Origin of the sequence: Arenibacter sp. F20364 (assembly GCF_023015905.1) — a bacterium.
In the GTDB taxonomy this organism is placed as follows: Bacteria; Bacteroidota; Bacteroidia; order Flavobacteriales; family Flavobacteriaceae; genus Arenibacter.
Genome location: NZ_JALKBD010000042.1, coordinates 1 through 15,466, shown reverse-complemented (window position 1 = coordinate 15,466; position 15,466 = coordinate 1). Strand labels below are relative to the sequence as shown.

Below are 15,466 nucleotides of genomic sequence, written 5' to 3'. Positions count from 1 at the left end.
ATAAGATTAAATCAAAAAGTCAATTAGAATATGAGAATATTAATTCTATTACCCAATGACACTATGGGAGGAGCCGAACAATATTTAAAAATGGTCGCCTCATTCCACAAAAGTGATATAATTGACATTTACTTTCTTAACAAAAAGCTAAAAAATTCTTGGGAAGATTCAAGCCCTCTAACAACCCTACATTATTCCAAATATAGTCGTAAATATATTTCTGTTTTCCTATTGATTCTTAATTTGGTAAGATCAAAAAATAAATCTTACGATTATATTTTTACTTCCCATGTATACACAAATGGATTAATCGGAATACTACTTGGCCTTAGACTTATTGGAACCAAACACTTTGTAGCAAGAGAGTCCACCTCTATTTTCCTTAGGTATACTGGTCTTAAGCTTTTATCGTATAAGATTTTCTATTGGATTGGATATAGAAAGGTTAATTTACTGATAAGTCAAACCGAGTTGATGAAAAATCAACTTATAACTGGTTTTCCTAAAATAACCAAACTCACTAAAATTGAAGTTATCCCCAACCCCATTGATGTTGACCTGATAACAAAAAAAGCTTCCTGTACAACGAAAATTACTTTACCTGAGAATTATATAGTTTCTGCTGGTAGGATGATACCAGAGAAAGGATATGATATCTTGATAAATGCTTTCTCCAAATTAAGGCCCCAATTTAAGGATTTGAAACTTTTAATACTGGGTGAGGGCATAGAACGGACAAACCTAGAGGGATTAGTAACCAAGTTAAATCTTGAAGACGATGTATTACTCCCAGGTTTTGTGGATAATGTATATCCTTATTTTAAAAAAGCCACAATATGCGTTGTTTCATCTAGGGTTGAAGGCTTTCCTAATGTTCTTCTTCAAATGATGTCGCAAAACTCTAAGGTTGTTTCCACCCTTTGCGCCGGCGGAATAGAAAATATTCCAGGAATACGGATTTCAGAAACCAACAGTGAAAAAGAGCTCCAAAAAGCCATAACACTCGCTCTAAACTCACATGAAGATAACCGTAATCTATTTGATGAATATCTTAAAAGCAGGAATATTTCGTCATTTATGACCAAGGTCAATCATTATCTAAACAGTGTAAAAACCAAAAAATAGTACTTTATAATCATATGTCCCAACCTTATACAGTGGATTATATGTAATGACTTTGACCCAATAAAACATAAGTCAATATAATACCGTAATATTTAGTGTATAATGACGTTTAAAAAGTATTCACTAACAATAAAATATTCATTTGATCTAGGTATACCCCAATAAACCTTGTCATTACTAATTCGACGTTTTCATGATAAAACTATTCTAAAATTCCCTCTTAAAAATTATTAACAATACTTTTGCAAAAAAATACCTAAAACTAATGCAGAAAAAACTTATTAGAATAACCACTACTTCTGGTTCTCTAGATGGTTTACTCCAAAACCAGCTTAAATTTATGAGTGATTATTTCGAGGTAATAGGAATATCCTCCAAAGGAATTCGATTGGACAATGTAAGGAAAGAGCAGGGCGTGAGAGTAATTCCCGTTCAAATGTCACGTAGTATTTCTCCCTTTAAAGATTTGATTGCATTGTACAAATTATACACTATTTTCAGTGAAGAAAAGCCTTTTATAGTGCATTCCCACACCCCAAAAGCGGGATTGTTAAGTATGATGGCTTCATATTTTGCAAGAGTTCCACATAGACTGCATACAGTTGCCGGCCTACCATTATTGGAGACGACCGGAATTAAAAGACGAATATTAAATTTCGTTGAAAAAATGACCTATGCTTTTTCGACCAGGGTATATCCAAACTCCTTTGGTCTGGAAAAAATAATTTTAGACCATAATTTCATTGACCAGAGCAAATTAAAAGTTATTGGAAATGGAAGTTCCAATGGCATAGATCTGGCTCATTTCGACCCTAATTTGTTTTCCCTGGAGGATAATCATGCGTTGCGCAAAGAATTGAATATAGGGAAAAATGACTTTGTTTTCATAAATGTGGGCCGAATGGTAACGGATAAAGGTATAAATGAACTGGTAGAGGCTTTTTGTAAAATTCAGGAAACGTTTAGCGATACCAAGCTTCTTTTACTAGGGGAATTTGAAGAAAAACTGGACCCTTTATTTCCTGAAACTGTGGAAAAGATAAAGAACAATCCTAATATAAATTATTTAGGGTGGCAATGGGATGTACGTCCCTATTTCGCTATTTCCAATATGCTGGCCTTTCCCAGTTACCGGGAAGGATTTCCGAATGTAGTTATGCAAGCAGGCGCTATGGGACTTCCTAGTATTGTCTCTGACATCAACGGATGCAACGAAATAATAATCAATGGTCAGAATGGGTGTATTATTCCTCCTAAAAGTACAGAGCACCTTTACAAGGCAATGGTTGAGTCCCTTAATAATGGCACTTCCAAATTCAAAAATGTTAGAGAATCTATAGCGGTCAGGTTTGATCGATCTGTAATTTGGAATGCAATTTTAGCAGAATACGATTCATTAACACCAAATCAAAAAAAATAATAATTAATTAAAACTACAAACCTTAAATTTATAAGGTTTATTGTATTTAAATAGTCGTAACGATTTGATCTTGTATCCTACAATTAATCCGATTTAATTTATAGTTGAACACAATTAATTGGCTACAATTTCGTCAAACTATATTTTTGTCCCGATTTTAATTTAAAAATTAAACGACTACGATAGAAGCATAAATATAGCTAAGGAAAACCAATAATGTATAAGTCAACATTCAAAAGATTAATAGATTTAATTGCTGCCTTGTTAGCTTTTTTAATCCTATTGCCCATAATTCTCATCGTAGCGTTTATTTCTTTAATCGTCAATAAGTCTAATCCTTTTTTTTCCCAAGAACGGCCAGGAAAGAATGAAGTTGTCTTTAAAATGTACAAATTTAAAAGTATGACAGACAAAAAAGATGACAATGGCAAGTTGTTGCCCGATGAAGTTCGATTAACAAAATTGGGGAGTATCTTAAGAAAAACATCGCTCGACGAATTACCTCAACTAATAAATGTAATTAGAGGTGACATGAGCCTTGTAGGACCACGGCCACTCAGAACCCACTATTTGCCATACTATACCACCAGGGAAGCTATTAGGCACACCGTTAGACCTGGAATTACAGGTCTGGCCCAAGTCTCCGGAAGAAATGCCGTGGGTTGGGACGAAAAATTGGAATTGGATGTGCAATATGTCCAAAATTTATCATTTCGAAACGATCTAATTTTGATTTACAAAACAATTTTAAAGGTAATTAGGCCTTCAGATGTAATTTTGGATGATAACATGTTGACCCTTGTAGAACATCGCACAAAAAAAAAATAGCTTAACTTATAAATCAATGTTAGATTATTATAATAGCACTATCTAAACTTAAAAAGCTAAAGTTATCTAAATATAGTTTAAGTTTTATTACCTATGATTGAATCTATAAACCCGTCTTTTGCAATCTTTAGAGATGATCTATTTCCTCTCTTGGGAGGGGGAAACAAAGCCCGCAAAATGATGGCGCTACATAATACAATTCAGGAAGGTCAGTATACTTCAATAGTTACAACAGGTGGAATACAATCCAATCATTGTAGAGCCACGGCTTTGTACTGTTCCAAATACAATTTGGACTGTACTTTGGTGTTGCATGGGAATAAGGAAAAATTTCTAACCGAAAATGGCAATGCCAAATTAATTAGAAACACCAATGCCAGCGTGATTTTTTGCAATTCCGATGAAATCTCCCTTGAAATGGACAAGGCCATGCTAAATTACAAAGCTCTCGGCCAAAAGCCGTTCTATCTATATGGAGGTGGTCATACATTGGAAGGTAGCAAGGCTTATATCGACATTATCGAAGAAATAAAAAAAAGCGGTTTTGCTCCTGACTATATTTTCTTGGCCAGCGGTACAGGTTCAACGCACGCCGGTCTATTAGCAGGTATATCCAAATATCAATTAAAGACCAAGGTCATAGGAATTTCAGTTGGTAGAGAAAAAAAAAGATCCGAAAAAATAATAAAGGAATTCTATTCCGAATTATGTAAACGTTATTCAATACCTGAAAGTGTTAATAATATAACAGTGGCTGATGAATTTTTGTGTGGTGGCTACGAAAAGTTTAATGATGAAATATTACAAATATCCAACAATTCGTATATAAAATACGGGATCCCCTTGGATACAACATATACGGCCAAAGCGTTCTACGGAATGCAACAAATTATTAAAAAACAGATGATTACTGGAAATATACTTTTCTGGAACACAGGAGGAATATTTAACTATTTTAACTAATGATGGAAATTTTAAAAAACAAAGAAGATTGGAATAACTTTCTCATAAGAATGGAATCCTACGATCTGTATCATACTTTTGAATATCACGAAGTTATGAAGAAGACTGGGGAAGAACCAATTCTTATAACTTACAAAAACAATAACACTGAGATTGGGTTTCCTTTTTTAAAACGAAAAATAAATGATGAATTATATGATTTGGTTTCCGTACATGGCTATTTAGGTCCCGTATCCATTAATGTTGATGATTCATTTGATTCAGATAATTTTTCGAAGGAATTTCTTAATTTGTTGCAAAGGGAGAAGATTGTTTCGGCATTTTCAAAATTGAATCCCTATTTGAGCAAACAAAGTGAAGCCCTGGCCAAACTCGGAACTACAGAGAATGTGGGTGAATTGGTATATTTTGACCAGCAAATGGATGTAAATGATCAAATTCTATGCTACAAAAAGGATACTATACGGTTAATAAAGAAATTAAAACCAATTTCCACTTATAGAATGGCTACTAATTCTGAGGATATAGAGGCCTTTATGGAAATTTATTACAGCAATTTGGACAGACTGAATGCTAATAAATCATTTTATTATAACAAGGACTATTTCAATACACTTTTAAATTCCGATATGGCGGATGCCAATATTATTTTGGCCATACATAATGAAACCAATGAAATTATGGCAGGTGTTTTTTACTTTGGCACAAAACATATTTCTCATATTGAATTAGCTTGTACCAATGACCAATACTACAATATAAGTCCCGTAAGATATTTATATGACCAGATAAGGGAATTATGCCATAAAGATGAAATGAACTATTTGGATATGGGCGGTGGAAGCGGAGGACGGGAAGGTTCTTTAATGAAGTTCAAATCTTGTTTTGCCCAGAATTATGTTGATTTCAATATTTGGAAATTAATAGCCATGCCGGATGAATACGATGAACTCCAAACTTTGGACCAAAAAAATGCCGATTCAAATTTCTTTCCAAAATATAGATTAAATCTTTAACCCTTAAATACGAAACGTGAATATATTATTTACTTGTGCCGGAAGAAGAAATTATTTAATTAATTATTTTAAAGAAGCCCTAGGTAATAAAGGACAAATAATAGCCGTTGACACTCAATTAACTGCTCCTGCCCTGGTTGATGCCCATTTGGCATTTAAAGTGCCGTCCATATATGATGCTGAATATATTGATTGCTTAAAATCTATTGTTAAAGACAATAATGTTAAGGCAATTATTTCATTGAATGATTTGGAACTTCCGATACTTTCCCTACATAAAAAAGAATTTGAGGATATGGGAACCAAAGTCATTATTTCGGATGAAAACGTAATCGACATGTCGTCCGACAAATGGAAAACCTATAAATTCTTCAGTAAACTAAATATCCCCACACCCAAAACATTTATTACAATAGAGAGTGTTTTGGAAGCCTTAAATAAAGATAGTCTACAGTACCCGTTGATTGTTAAACCAAGGTGGGGAAGTGCATCTATAGGAGTAGATGTTGCCGAAAATGAGAAAGAGCTATTACTCGCCTATGAATTACAAAAATTGAGAATAGAAAAATCCATTCTTAAAACTGTTAGCTCCAGTGATATAGACCATAGTATTATCATACAGGAAAAATTGGATGGCGAGGAATATGGAATGGACATCTTAAACGATTTTAATGGGGATTACTATGGTTGTTTCGTAAGAAAAAAATTATCTATGCGATCTGGTGAAACAGATAAGGCCGTTTCTGTCATAAAAGATGAATTCTCCAAGTTTGGCGAATTAATTGGAAACCATACAAAGCACATTGGCAATATGGACTGCGACTTTTTTGTTGTGAAAGATAAAATTTACATTTTAGAATTAAATCCAAGATTTGGAGGAGGCTATCCTTTTTCACATGAAGCTGGCATAAACACCCCTGCCATCTATATTTCGTGGCTGAAAAATAACAAGGATGTAAGTGAATTTAACAAGTTTAAGCCTGGACAGCTATTTTCGAAATGTGATATGTTGATGAAAATCCCAAATAATTATTAAGAATACCCAATGAAAGATATTGCTGCTAATTCCAAAATATATTCATCAACTTGGTTGAAACATTTTGGTAATGGTTTATTAGAAAATAAGTTCAATTTTATTGATAATATATCGTTTGTCAAAAATAAGTTCCTTCCCATCTTTATCAACGTTGGCAAGAATTTATCACTGGGCATATCATATTCAAAACCGTTAAATGGACCAGTTGAAACTGCCAAGAAATTAAAGAACGGTGTAATTCTAATTTATCACGTTCCAACATATTACAGTCCTGATTTTTTAGACTATAACAATGCTATTGGATTACATAAAATATACGATTCAACTGGGTATTTAATCGATTTTAAATCCTTTGATAATTTAGATAGCTACCTTACGGCCACACTAAGCCAAAGCCGAATTAAGAAAATACAGAGAAACAAAAGGCTCCTGGAATCTAGGCATGATATTTCCTATAAATGGTATTATGGGGAAATCTCAGAAACGGAATATGAAAAAGTATTTGAATCATTTCGCAAGTTATTGGAAAAAAGATATGACGATAAACAAGAATATAATCGGCATTTAAATGATCACATTTGGAATTTTTATCATGAACTATTTTTCCCTCTAATTAACACCAAAAATGCTTCTTTTTACATTATATATAATGGTTCCGAGCCTATTTCAATTTGTTTTAACTACAACACCCCGGATAGTATCAAGGGAGCTATCTCGGTATTCGACATTGATTTTGCCAAATATGAAATAGGAAATATGTACTTAACCAATCAATTCGAAATATGTTTTGAAAACAACATTAGAATTTTCGATTTAGGGCTGGGAAATTACGGTTATAAAAATCGATGGAGCACTGATACTTACACCTTGGACCATCATGTATTCTACAATAAAAATTCTATTATTTCTAGAACCTTGGCGAAAGGCATGCAAAAATACTTCCAAACAAAACTTAAACTGAAAAAGAAAGGGGTTAAAAATATATTTGTAAAGAATCAGAATGTTCAAATTGAATAAAGCCTATTTCTATTGAAGTTTTACTAATAGATTAATACCCTAGGGCAATTTGCCAGCTGTCAGGAATTATCAATCTAATTAAATAACAATCGTTGCATTATCTAATTATCGGTTGTCATGTTAAAGAAAATTCTTTTTTTAGACAAATCCAAACTATCAATAGAATAGGTAAAATTACCCTCGTTTTCGGGCATTTTTAAAAATAATGACAAATTATTCTGATCTACGATACAATATATCATTGGATCGTCCTTTAATTCATCATAGTCCAATACCTGGTATGCAGTGGAATCACCTGGTAATAAATTATTAAACTTCATAGAAAATAAGGCCAAATTTGTAAGCTCATATGCGCTATTGTTTATCACCCTAATTTTAGTCTGCTCCTGCTTCTCAAGTACAGTATGACTCTCGCAGAAAATGAGAATAGAACATAGAAGTAAAAAAAATGAAGTTTTCATGATTTTGATTTTAATTCTTAATTATTTCTTTTCCTGTATTACTTAAATATTAACAACCAAGTCCAATATTTGGGGTCCGTTAGACGTTACTCTTATTATTAAACAACAATTAAAACATTCTAACCAAGGGGAGAGTAAAATAAAATTAAAGTTAGTAAATTAACAGCAGCTAAAGAACCTATTGACTTAAAATTATTTATTCCTTTTATTGACCAATCAATATACATTAATTATTATTTCTACCTGAAACAGCCATCATCATAATATAATTCCTAGTTGATAAATAAGATATAGAGATTATAAAGCCAAAGAAAATTTCTTCATATGCATTTGTTAAAAAATTCATTTAATAAGCTTATTTTATTTGCAATTCTCTTTACAATTCCTTTGGCTGTTACAAGTCAGATTACTATTTCGGGAACTGTAGTTGTAAATAATGGCTCCGGAACGGCCGTAGCACAATTTGGGGTTCATGTTTATTGGCAGGACAGCACTGCCGTAGTTTTAACCAACAAGGAAGGAAATTTCAAAATACCATTTAACAACAATACCAAAAAACTTGTAGTTAGCCATCCTGGGTACCAAACAGATACCTTAGATGTCAATAGACCTAATATTGGCAAAATATTACTCCAGAAAGAAATAAATCTGGAAGAGGTAATAGTAAGAAATAATATAAAACCACTACAAAAATCATTGTTCGAAGTACAAAATGTTGTCACAGTGGACAGCAGGGAAATGCTAAAAGCGGCCTGCTGCAATCTTTCGGAAAGCTTTGAAACCAACCCTACCGTAGATGTTAACATTTCAGATGCGGTCTCTGGTGCCAAACAAATTCAAATGTTGGGCTTAGATAGTCCCTATCTATTATTTACCCAAGAAAATATACCGTCTATAAGGGGCGCATCCCAAATTTATGGTCTTTCGTTTATTCCAGGATCTTGGATTGAAAGCATACAAATTACCAAAGGTTCGGGTGGGGTTCAAAATGGGTACGAAAGTATTTCTGGACAAATAAATTCGGAATTGGTGAAACCGCTAAGCGACAAACTTTTGTTTTTGAACATCTATTCCAATAATTATGAGAGGTATGAGTTTAACGGAAGATTTAACAAGAAAATTTCCGAAAATTTAGGAACAGGAATTTATGTCCATGGCAATTTAAGAAATGGCACCATAGACAATAATAATGATAGCTTCCTAGATACGCCTTTGGCCGAACAAATCAATTTAATGAACAGGTGGCAATACATGGACAGCGAAAAAGGCTGGGTAAGTTTTTTAACCCTTCATTATCTAAAGGACAAAAAAAATACCGGGCAGAGAAATTTTGTACCGGAACGGGATAAATTAACTACTAATTATTGGGGAAGCGAGGTACGAAGTAACCGTTTGGACATTTCCTCAAAAGTAGGCTATGTTTTCCCAGAACTGCCTTATCAGAGTATAGGAATACAGACATCATATAACATACACGATCAAAATTCCTATTATGGTCTAAACCAGTATAATATAAAGCAAAACTCATTTTACACCAACTTAATTTTCAACAGCATCATTAATAATACACAAAATAAAATAAAGGCTGGCATCAATTATAGTAATGACTATTATGACGAACAGGTGAATGGGCTACGCTTAGGGAGGAATGACAATACTATAGGATCATTTTTTGAATATAGTTACGATAGCTTGGAAAAATTAAGTTTAGTAGCCGGAATTAGAATGGATCACCATAATAAACTTGGCAACTTTTTCACCCCACGTTTCCATATAAGATATTCGCTTTGGGATAAGGCAAGTCTAAGGGGTTCTTTTGGCAAGGGCGTAAAAGGTGCTAATATATTTGCAGAAAATCAACAATTTTTCGCTTCGTCCCGAAATTTGGAAATCATCGAAAACTCAGGTAAAATTTACGGTCTTAAACCGGAAGTTGCCTGGAATTTTGGAATAAGTTTTATCCAAAAATTATATCTCTGGAATAGGGTCTTGGATTTTTCTGCTGATTTTTACAGTACACAGTTTCAAGATCAGGTGGTAATTGATTGGGAGGATCCTAGAAAAATATCATTTTATAATTTGGAGGGTAAAAGTTATTCCAATAGTTTGCAAATAGATCTAAATTATGAAATAGTTCAAAATCTTGACATTAGGGCGACCTACAAATATTATGATATTAGGGTTGATTACCGCTCGGGTAGTTTAACAAAACCTTTACAACCCAAACATCGTTTTTTCACTAATTTAAGTTATGAAACCCTTAGAAAATCGAATGGATCCCAATGGCGATTCGATTATACCCTGCACTGGCAGGGGGAACAACGATTACCCAGTACATCTTTAAACCCTAACGAATACCAATTAGCGTCATTTTCACCCTCATATGGTTTAATGAATACCCAGGTCACTAGAGTGTTTTCAAAGAAATTTGAAGTTTATATAGGCGGGGAAAATATAGCAAATTATACCCAGGAAATGGCTATATTGGGAAGTGATGATCCCTTTGGACCGTATTTTGATAGTACCATCCTATATGCCCCTGTTTTAGGAAGTACTTATTATGTTGGTTTAAGATATAAATTATAACTTATTGATATGAAAAAATTAATTATTTGCTTACTATTGATTATTACTTCAGTACACTCCTATGCACAGGACAAAAATAAGAAGGTCTCCTTTGAGGTAAAGGGAAATTGTGCGATGTGCAAAGCAAGAATAGAGAAGGCGTCCCTTAAGGTCAAAGGAGTAAAATATGTAAATTGGGACATCCCCTCCAAGCAACTGACTCTAATATTGGATGAGAATAAATGCACACCCCTAGATGTCAAAAAGGCTATTGCAAAGGTTGGTCACGATACTGATTCGGCTCAAGCAGATGATAATACCTATAATGATTTACCTCCCTGCTGTAAATATCGAGATCCGGCAAGCATTCATCTAGATCACGGCGCAAAACACTAAGAAATAAGAAATAACAAAGTGTCAATATTTTTTAATAATAGTTCCTTTACTTTTAAGTGAGTGTTCTGTATAAATTAAGAGTGTCCAGGTTCTAGCTTTATCAGAAGTGGAAACCTATTTGAATAGATTGATCCCGGTTGTTTCCAAATAGATCCACTAGCCGGGAAGTCGATTTTCTACATATTAAACTTCAAAATCACACAAAGATAAATTCCTCAATTAAAGAATAACTCGATAAATCACCTACTCTTGCTTATTTAATTATAGTCTTGCAGATATGATTTTACGAAACAAGGATTAAACCTCCAAGTTACACCGTTAACATAAAGCTAATATGACAAATATTTATCCTTTTTAATATTAGCTGGGTAGCTTTAAGTCTCCAATTAGGGAGATTTAGGTCATTATGTCTAATAATGCTTCAATATAAAGTTCCAGTATTTTTTTTTGAAAAGCCCAACATACAGAAACAATATCTCATGCCTTATGCACAATTTTTTGTTTGACCTAAGCGATGATTTATTCAAGAACGCTGTTATGCAATATATTTCATTGATTCCCTTTTCTACTAATCTTTTATAACAATGGTAGCGCAGATAGGGCGCTAGGTTTTTGCCTCTATGAGCTTCAAAGGTATAAAGATTGTAAATATATGCCTGATCATCATTTAGTTTAAAGGTCCGTTTCTTAAAGATAAAATCCTCACATTTAGCAAACAACACGGCTACAATATCACCCTTATATTTTAAGCCCAAGCACAAATGACCTTCCTCAATTTCCTTCTCCAATGTTCCTGGAGGCTTTCCTTGAACTTTATTCCATATACCTATTTCATCTGTTGTTACATCAACCACATTATAGCTGGCAGGATTATCCTTAATCTTTGGCTCAGTGCTGAGAGAAAATTCTTCCTTATCCCAATAATAAGGATAGATATCCAGACCAAATCGGGTTATAAAGTTTCTTAAAGTAAAAAGGAATAGTCCATTTCGAATTCTATTTCGAATCATCAGAACCCTAAAATATTCACTTCTTTCAATATCCATAATTGACAATTATCGGTTTTAGGAAGTTAACAGAATATACCAATGGTCATTTTTAGAATCATATTTATTAAAAGTATAAGAGCCCTATTAAATATTATTGCCCTAGAAAAATAATTCTTTGGCTTTATATGATTTTTACACTAAAGAATAAAACTTCTTATTAGGCACATTCAGAGCCATTTTAAATACATGATATTAAGTAAATTAATTTGTGTTTTATAACAAAACAAAACCCTGAATATGAATATCCAGCTTTAATAACGGTGTATTATTCTAAATACGAATGTACAAAGTACGTAAATCCGACAACTTTCAGAACACTTTTTTCATTACTTAATGGAGCGAGCCGTTCGAAATGTATGGACTTAAAATATTTAATCGAACATAAATTTAGCATTACCCATTATTAGTTAAGGCTACAGGATCCTGAATATAAATGGTCTGTTTGCTAAAAGAAAGCCAAAATTTAAATCTACCACACATGGTGAACAAAACTGTCCAATAGCTACCAATATATTGAACCAGGACTTTATCGTTTTAGAGCAAGTAAAGTGTGAGTGCTGGACCGCACAAGTCTGGATGTATTAAACGGTGACCATAGAATTGTTCCACCGATAGGTCGTTGGATGGTCAATGGGCCAAACTTTGAATGCCGGTGACACCGTCCTTCCTGGTCGGAAATTGACAACTCTAAAAAACAACATCACGAACGAACTTACATTCCATTTGGATAGAGGTTTACAGCAAGTAAGTTACGGTTTTTCCAAGATCCTTAAAAGTTATCATTGATCGGTAAAACAAAGTATGGGAACAAAAGGCAATTGTTGGGACAACACAGTAGCTGATTTATACTATAAAAGTTTAAAGGTAGAATGGGTTTTAAACCAAAATTAACCTATAAGGTCAGAAGCAGAATTATCTGTATTTCAATAGAAAAAAATATGGTACAATAGAAGAAGTGAACACTCTTCTTTGGATTAAAAGACTAACCGGAAAATTGAAATAAAATTGTATAATCAAAAAGTAGCTTCATTACGCTAATCCAATGGTCCATTTTTTTTGTTGCAAGTCCAATTATGTATCCTTCAAAATTGGACTTACTCCTAAATGTGCTATAACAAATGTAAAGAATAGAAAGGTTTATTTTTAATAGCGAATCAAGATTCCTAATATCCTATATGCTTAAGACTTGATCCGGTATATCCCAGCTATTTTCCATTTATATACTTACTATAATATTTTTTGAAATACAATACCTAGAGTTTCACAACCCTTTTGGCCAATAAAATTTCGCCCTGTCCATTAACGACCTGTATAACATATATACCAGATGCTAGGCCGTATAGATTATTTATTTCCAAAGTATCCGTATTTTGAAAAGATTCCTTTCTAATGGACATGCCCATCATATTAAATACTTCTATGGAACAATCCGTTTTTTTATTTAGATTAATCGTAATTTTGTTTACGAAAGGGTTTGGAAATGTAGTCAAAAATACAGGACTGTCATCTTTATTATCTTCCTGCCATTCCACAATGTTTTTAATGTCAAGATGGTCAAATGGCTTATCATTAACAACCAAAGCACCATTAGATTTTCCGGTAAGCCCTGAATTACCTACATCTATCCTCGCAGTAAAAGTGGAACCACTTGCAGCCATAAAACCTGGCTTTAATTCAATGGTATTTAAAGATTCTATTCTAGCCACACGACCAGAGGGCACAATAAAACCGTCATCTCCTGCTTCAATTAAAAACTGATAATAAAATACCTCTTCTGGATTGTATGTATTGCTTACAATGTAATTATCCAAGACCGCAAGCCCATTTCTGGCATAAAATACACCTAAAACCCTACTATCTATAATACTATTAGGATCTACTGATGGCAAAGTCTGTCCATTAAAAACATAGGTCCCATCGTAACGTAACATTGATGTCCTAAGGAAGCCGGATGAACCAGGATTATTCATTTCCCATTCCTGCCAAAGTCTATCAACATTGGCATGGTGTAAGTAAAAAACGGGATCCCTTGGTGATGCACCGGTAGGCATCATTCCTCCGACCCATTCATGGGGACCAGCATGTACCCTATTCCGTTCCAAACGATTGGAATATGCATAAAATCCTACTGTTTGAGAATCCGGAGCTGGCCAACTTGTCCCATTTATGCCTTGAATCACGTTAACATTATTATCGCCTGTACCAGTTGTAACCGGTAAAGAACCGTTTCCTCCCAAGTCTCTCCCCAAGCTCCAATTCGCATCAAAGCTCCCCATTAAGTCTTGGTTCCATAATGTTGAATTTACAGACCTCTCCACAGAACTGTCCCAATATACCAAACTAATTCTTGGATTTACATTTTGCAATGCCTGTTCCACTTCGAACATTTGTCTTCTGTGCCAAGCAAGAAATATATCCCGTTCAGGTTCATCCGGGAGATTAAAATGTAAATCCAAGCGCGTTGGATCAATGGTATTATCAAAATTGAAGAAATCGTTATGAAAGGTCGCCAAATCATTAATCAAATCGCCACCCGATCTTAAAGCATAAAAGCCGTTCACCAATTCAATTTTTTCATATTGGGACATCTCGGTAAAATTTTTACGTATACTTTGCCCTTCAACGTGAAAAACCGAAATTGCTAAAACAAATAATGCATAATATTTATTCATGATACATTATATTTTTCTAATTATTACCTTTTATCAATCCTTCCAATTCTAACAATTTTTCGGACAATAATTGAATTTTCTTATTTTCGTTTTCTAACTTTATTATTTTCTTTTCCTGTTGGATCGTATATAAAGTTAGTTCTTCTATTTTCTGAAGTAATTTTGCATTCATCTCTCCTAACATTATGCCGTTTAGCTCTACTTCCATAGCGTTAGGTATATTCTGCAAATGTCCCTTTTCCAAAATATGCCTCTCTACCTCCTCCAGGGTTGGTAGACCATAAGATTTGGTAAAGACAAAATCCGGCCAATTTTGTGATAATTCTACTTTTATTTCCTCAGCAACAACATTACCGTCAACAGCCAATCTATAACCCTGTGTATTGGTTGTTCCAATCCCCACATTTCTACTGGCAAACAAATCCCTTGCCGTCCAATCAATGGTTGGCAAATTTGAGTTTTCTGAAGTATAATCTATAATCCCGCTGCCGGTTGTAGTGACATTGGCAGTATTACTAGCTGGGGAAACGTTCCCTGCTGCATCCGTTGCCGTTACCGTAAAGGCAAAGGAAGTATTTTGAGTTAGTCCTGTTACATTAAATGTAAGTTCGCCAGTGGTGGTCCCGATACTGACACCGTCCTGAAAGATGGTGTATCCAGTAACCCCTATGTTGTCCGTAGAAGCTGTCCAAGAAAGGTTCGTGGTAGTAGTGGTGGTTCCATTGGCCACTAAATTGCTCGGTGCAGTTGGTGCCTGACCATCAGCGGCCGTCAAGGTGGTGACATTTGCCGTATTACTGACCGGCGAAACGTTCCCTGCTGAATCCGTTGCCGTTACCGTAAAGGCATAGGTTGTATTTTGGGTAAGTCCCGTTACATTGAAAGTAAGGGCTCCCGTAGTGGTCCCGATACTGACAC

13 protein-coding genes are annotated in these 15,466 nt (G+C 34.1%); 9 read left to right on the top strand and 4 right to left on the bottom strand.

All coding sequences use genetic code 11. The annotated features are described in order from the left end of the window. Window positions 1–30: 30 nt before the first annotated feature. The 7 genes from MWU84_RS21420 to MWU84_RS21390 all read left to right on the top strand — a co-directional run bounded on the left by MWU84_RS21420 (window position 31) and on the right by MWU84_RS21390 (window position 7,405). Window positions 31–1,125 carry a glycosyltransferase gene (locus MWU84_RS21420; protein WP_348647887.1) on the top strand — a complete coding sequence of 365 codons (1,095 nt, stop codon included), beginning with the start codon at window positions 31–33 and terminating at the stop codon, window positions 1,123–1,125. Between the two features lie 265 nt (window positions 1,126–1,390). Then, on the top strand, window positions 1,391–2,545 hold the full coding sequence (locus tag MWU84_RS21415; protein ID WP_246905571.1) for a glycosyltransferase family 4 protein: 1,155 nt from the start codon (window positions 1,391–1,393) through the stop codon (window positions 2,543–2,545). 216 nt (window positions 2,546–2,761) lie between these two features. Continuing rightward, complete coding sequence (locus MWU84_RS21410) at window positions 2,762–3,373, top strand: sugar transferase (RefSeq protein WP_246905569.1); 612 nt, start codon at window positions 2,762–2,764, stop codon at window positions 3,371–3,373. Window positions 3,374–3,466: 93 nt separating this feature from the next. Next, entirely contained in the window at window positions 3,467–4,336 is an 870-nt protein-coding gene (locus MWU84_RS21405) for a pyridoxal-phosphate dependent enzyme (protein WP_246905566.1), read from the top strand. Then, complete coding sequence (locus MWU84_RS21400; protein WP_246905563.1) at window positions 4,336–5,352, top strand: GNAT family N-acetyltransferase; 1,017 nt, start codon at window positions 4,336–4,338, stop codon at window positions 5,350–5,352. The genes MWU84_RS21405 and MWU84_RS21400 overlap by 1 nt, the downstream gene beginning before the upstream one ends. 16 nt (window positions 5,353–5,368) lie before the next feature. Continuing rightward, the gene (locus MWU84_RS21395; RefSeq protein ID WP_246905559.1) at window positions 5,369–6,388 is read left to right on the top strand and encodes an ATP-grasp domain-containing protein; all 1,020 of its coding nucleotides are present in this window, start codon (window positions 5,369–5,371) and stop codon (window positions 6,386–6,388) included. Window positions 6,389–6,397: 9 nt separating this feature from the next. Beyond that, window positions 6,398–7,405 carry a GNAT family N-acetyltransferase gene (locus tag MWU84_RS21390; RefSeq protein WP_246905557.1) on the top strand — a complete coding sequence of 336 codons (1,008 nt, stop codon included), beginning with the start codon at window positions 6,398–6,400 and terminating at the stop codon, window positions 7,403–7,405. A gap of 101 nt (window positions 7,406–7,506) precedes the next feature. On the opposite strand, the gene MWU84_RS21385 is transcribed toward MWU84_RS21390, so the two are convergent. After that, window positions 7,507–7,866, bottom strand: coding sequence for a hypothetical protein (locus tag MWU84_RS21385; RefSeq protein ID WP_246905554.1), 360 nt, complete (start codon window positions 7,864–7,866; stop codon window positions 7,507–7,509). Window positions 7,867–8,190: 324 nt separating this feature from the next. On the opposite strand from MWU84_RS21385, the gene MWU84_RS21380 reads away from it, so the two are divergent. Next, on the top strand, window positions 8,191–10,452 hold the full coding sequence (locus MWU84_RS21380) for a carboxypeptidase-like regulatory domain-containing protein (RefSeq protein WP_246905552.1): 2,262 nt from the start codon (window positions 8,191–8,193) through the stop codon (window positions 10,450–10,452). Window positions 10,453–10,461: 9 nt separating this feature from the next. Next, complete coding sequence (locus tag MWU84_RS21375; protein ID WP_246905549.1) at window positions 10,462–10,827, top strand: heavy metal-associated domain-containing protein; 366 nt, start codon at window positions 10,462–10,464, stop codon at window positions 10,825–10,827. A 410-nt stretch (window positions 10,828–11,237) separates the two neighbouring features. Here the strand turns inward: MWU84_RS21375 and MWU84_RS21370 are convergent, their stop codons facing one another. The 3 genes from MWU84_RS21370 to MWU84_RS21360 all read right to left on the bottom strand — a co-directional run. Beyond that, on the bottom strand, window positions 11,238–11,873 hold the full coding sequence (locus MWU84_RS21370; RefSeq protein ID WP_246905546.1) for a GNAT family N-acetyltransferase: 636 nt from the start codon (window positions 11,871–11,873) through the stop codon (window positions 11,238–11,240). 1,256 nt (window positions 11,874–13,129) lie between these two features. Next, window positions 13,130–14,548, bottom strand: a complete 1,419-nt coding sequence (locus MWU84_RS21365) for a tyrosinase family protein (RefSeq protein WP_246905544.1) — start codon at window positions 14,546–14,548, stop codon at window positions 13,130–13,132. Between the two features lie 16 nt (window positions 14,549–14,564). Next, a partial coding sequence (locus tag MWU84_RS21360) for a fibronectin type III domain-containing protein (protein WP_246905542.1) occupies window positions 14,565–15,466 on the bottom strand: 902 nt, incomplete at its 5' end.

Excerpts from the sequence above, each read along its gene's own strand:
- MWU84_RS21405 (WP_246905566.1), top strand. The coding sequence starts at position 3,467 with ATGATTGAATCTATAAACCCGTCTTTTGCAATCTTTAGAGATGATCTA.
- MWU84_RS21385 (WP_246905554.1), bottom strand. The coding sequence starts at position 7,866 with ATGAAAACTTCATTTTTTTTACTTCTATGTTCTATTCTCATTTTCTGC.
- MWU84_RS21380 (WP_246905552.1), top strand. The coding sequence starts at position 8,191 with ATGCATTTGTTAAAAAATTCATTTAATAAGCTTATTTTATTTGCAATT.
- MWU84_RS21400 (WP_246905563.1), top strand. The coding sequence starts at position 4,336 with ATGATGGAAATTTTAAAAAACAAAGAAGATTGGAATAACTTTCTCATA.
- MWU84_RS21390 (WP_246905557.1), top strand. The coding sequence starts at position 6,398 with ATGAAAGATATTGCTGCTAATTCCAAAATATATTCATCAACTTGGTTG.
- MWU84_RS21410 (WP_246905569.1), top strand. The coding sequence starts at position 2,762 with ATGTATAAGTCAACATTCAAAAGATTAATAGATTTAATTGCTGCCTTG.
- MWU84_RS21375 (WP_246905549.1), top strand. The coding sequence starts at position 10,462 with ATGAAAAAATTAATTATTTGCTTACTATTGATTATTACTTCAGTACAC.
- MWU84_RS21420 (WP_348647887.1), top strand. The coding sequence starts at position 31 with ATGAGAATATTAATTCTATTACCCAATGACACTATGGGAGGAGCCGAA.
- MWU84_RS21415 (WP_246905571.1), top strand. The coding sequence starts at position 1,391 with ATGCAGAAAAAACTTATTAGAATAACCACTACTTCTGGTTCTCTAGAT.
- MWU84_RS21365 (WP_246905544.1), bottom strand. The coding sequence starts at position 14,548 with ATGAATAAATATTATGCATTATTTGTTTTAGCAATTTCGGTTTTTCAC.
- MWU84_RS21370 (WP_246905546.1), bottom strand. The coding sequence starts at position 11,873 with ATGGATATTGAAAGAAGTGAATATTTTAGGGTTCTGATGATTCGAAAT.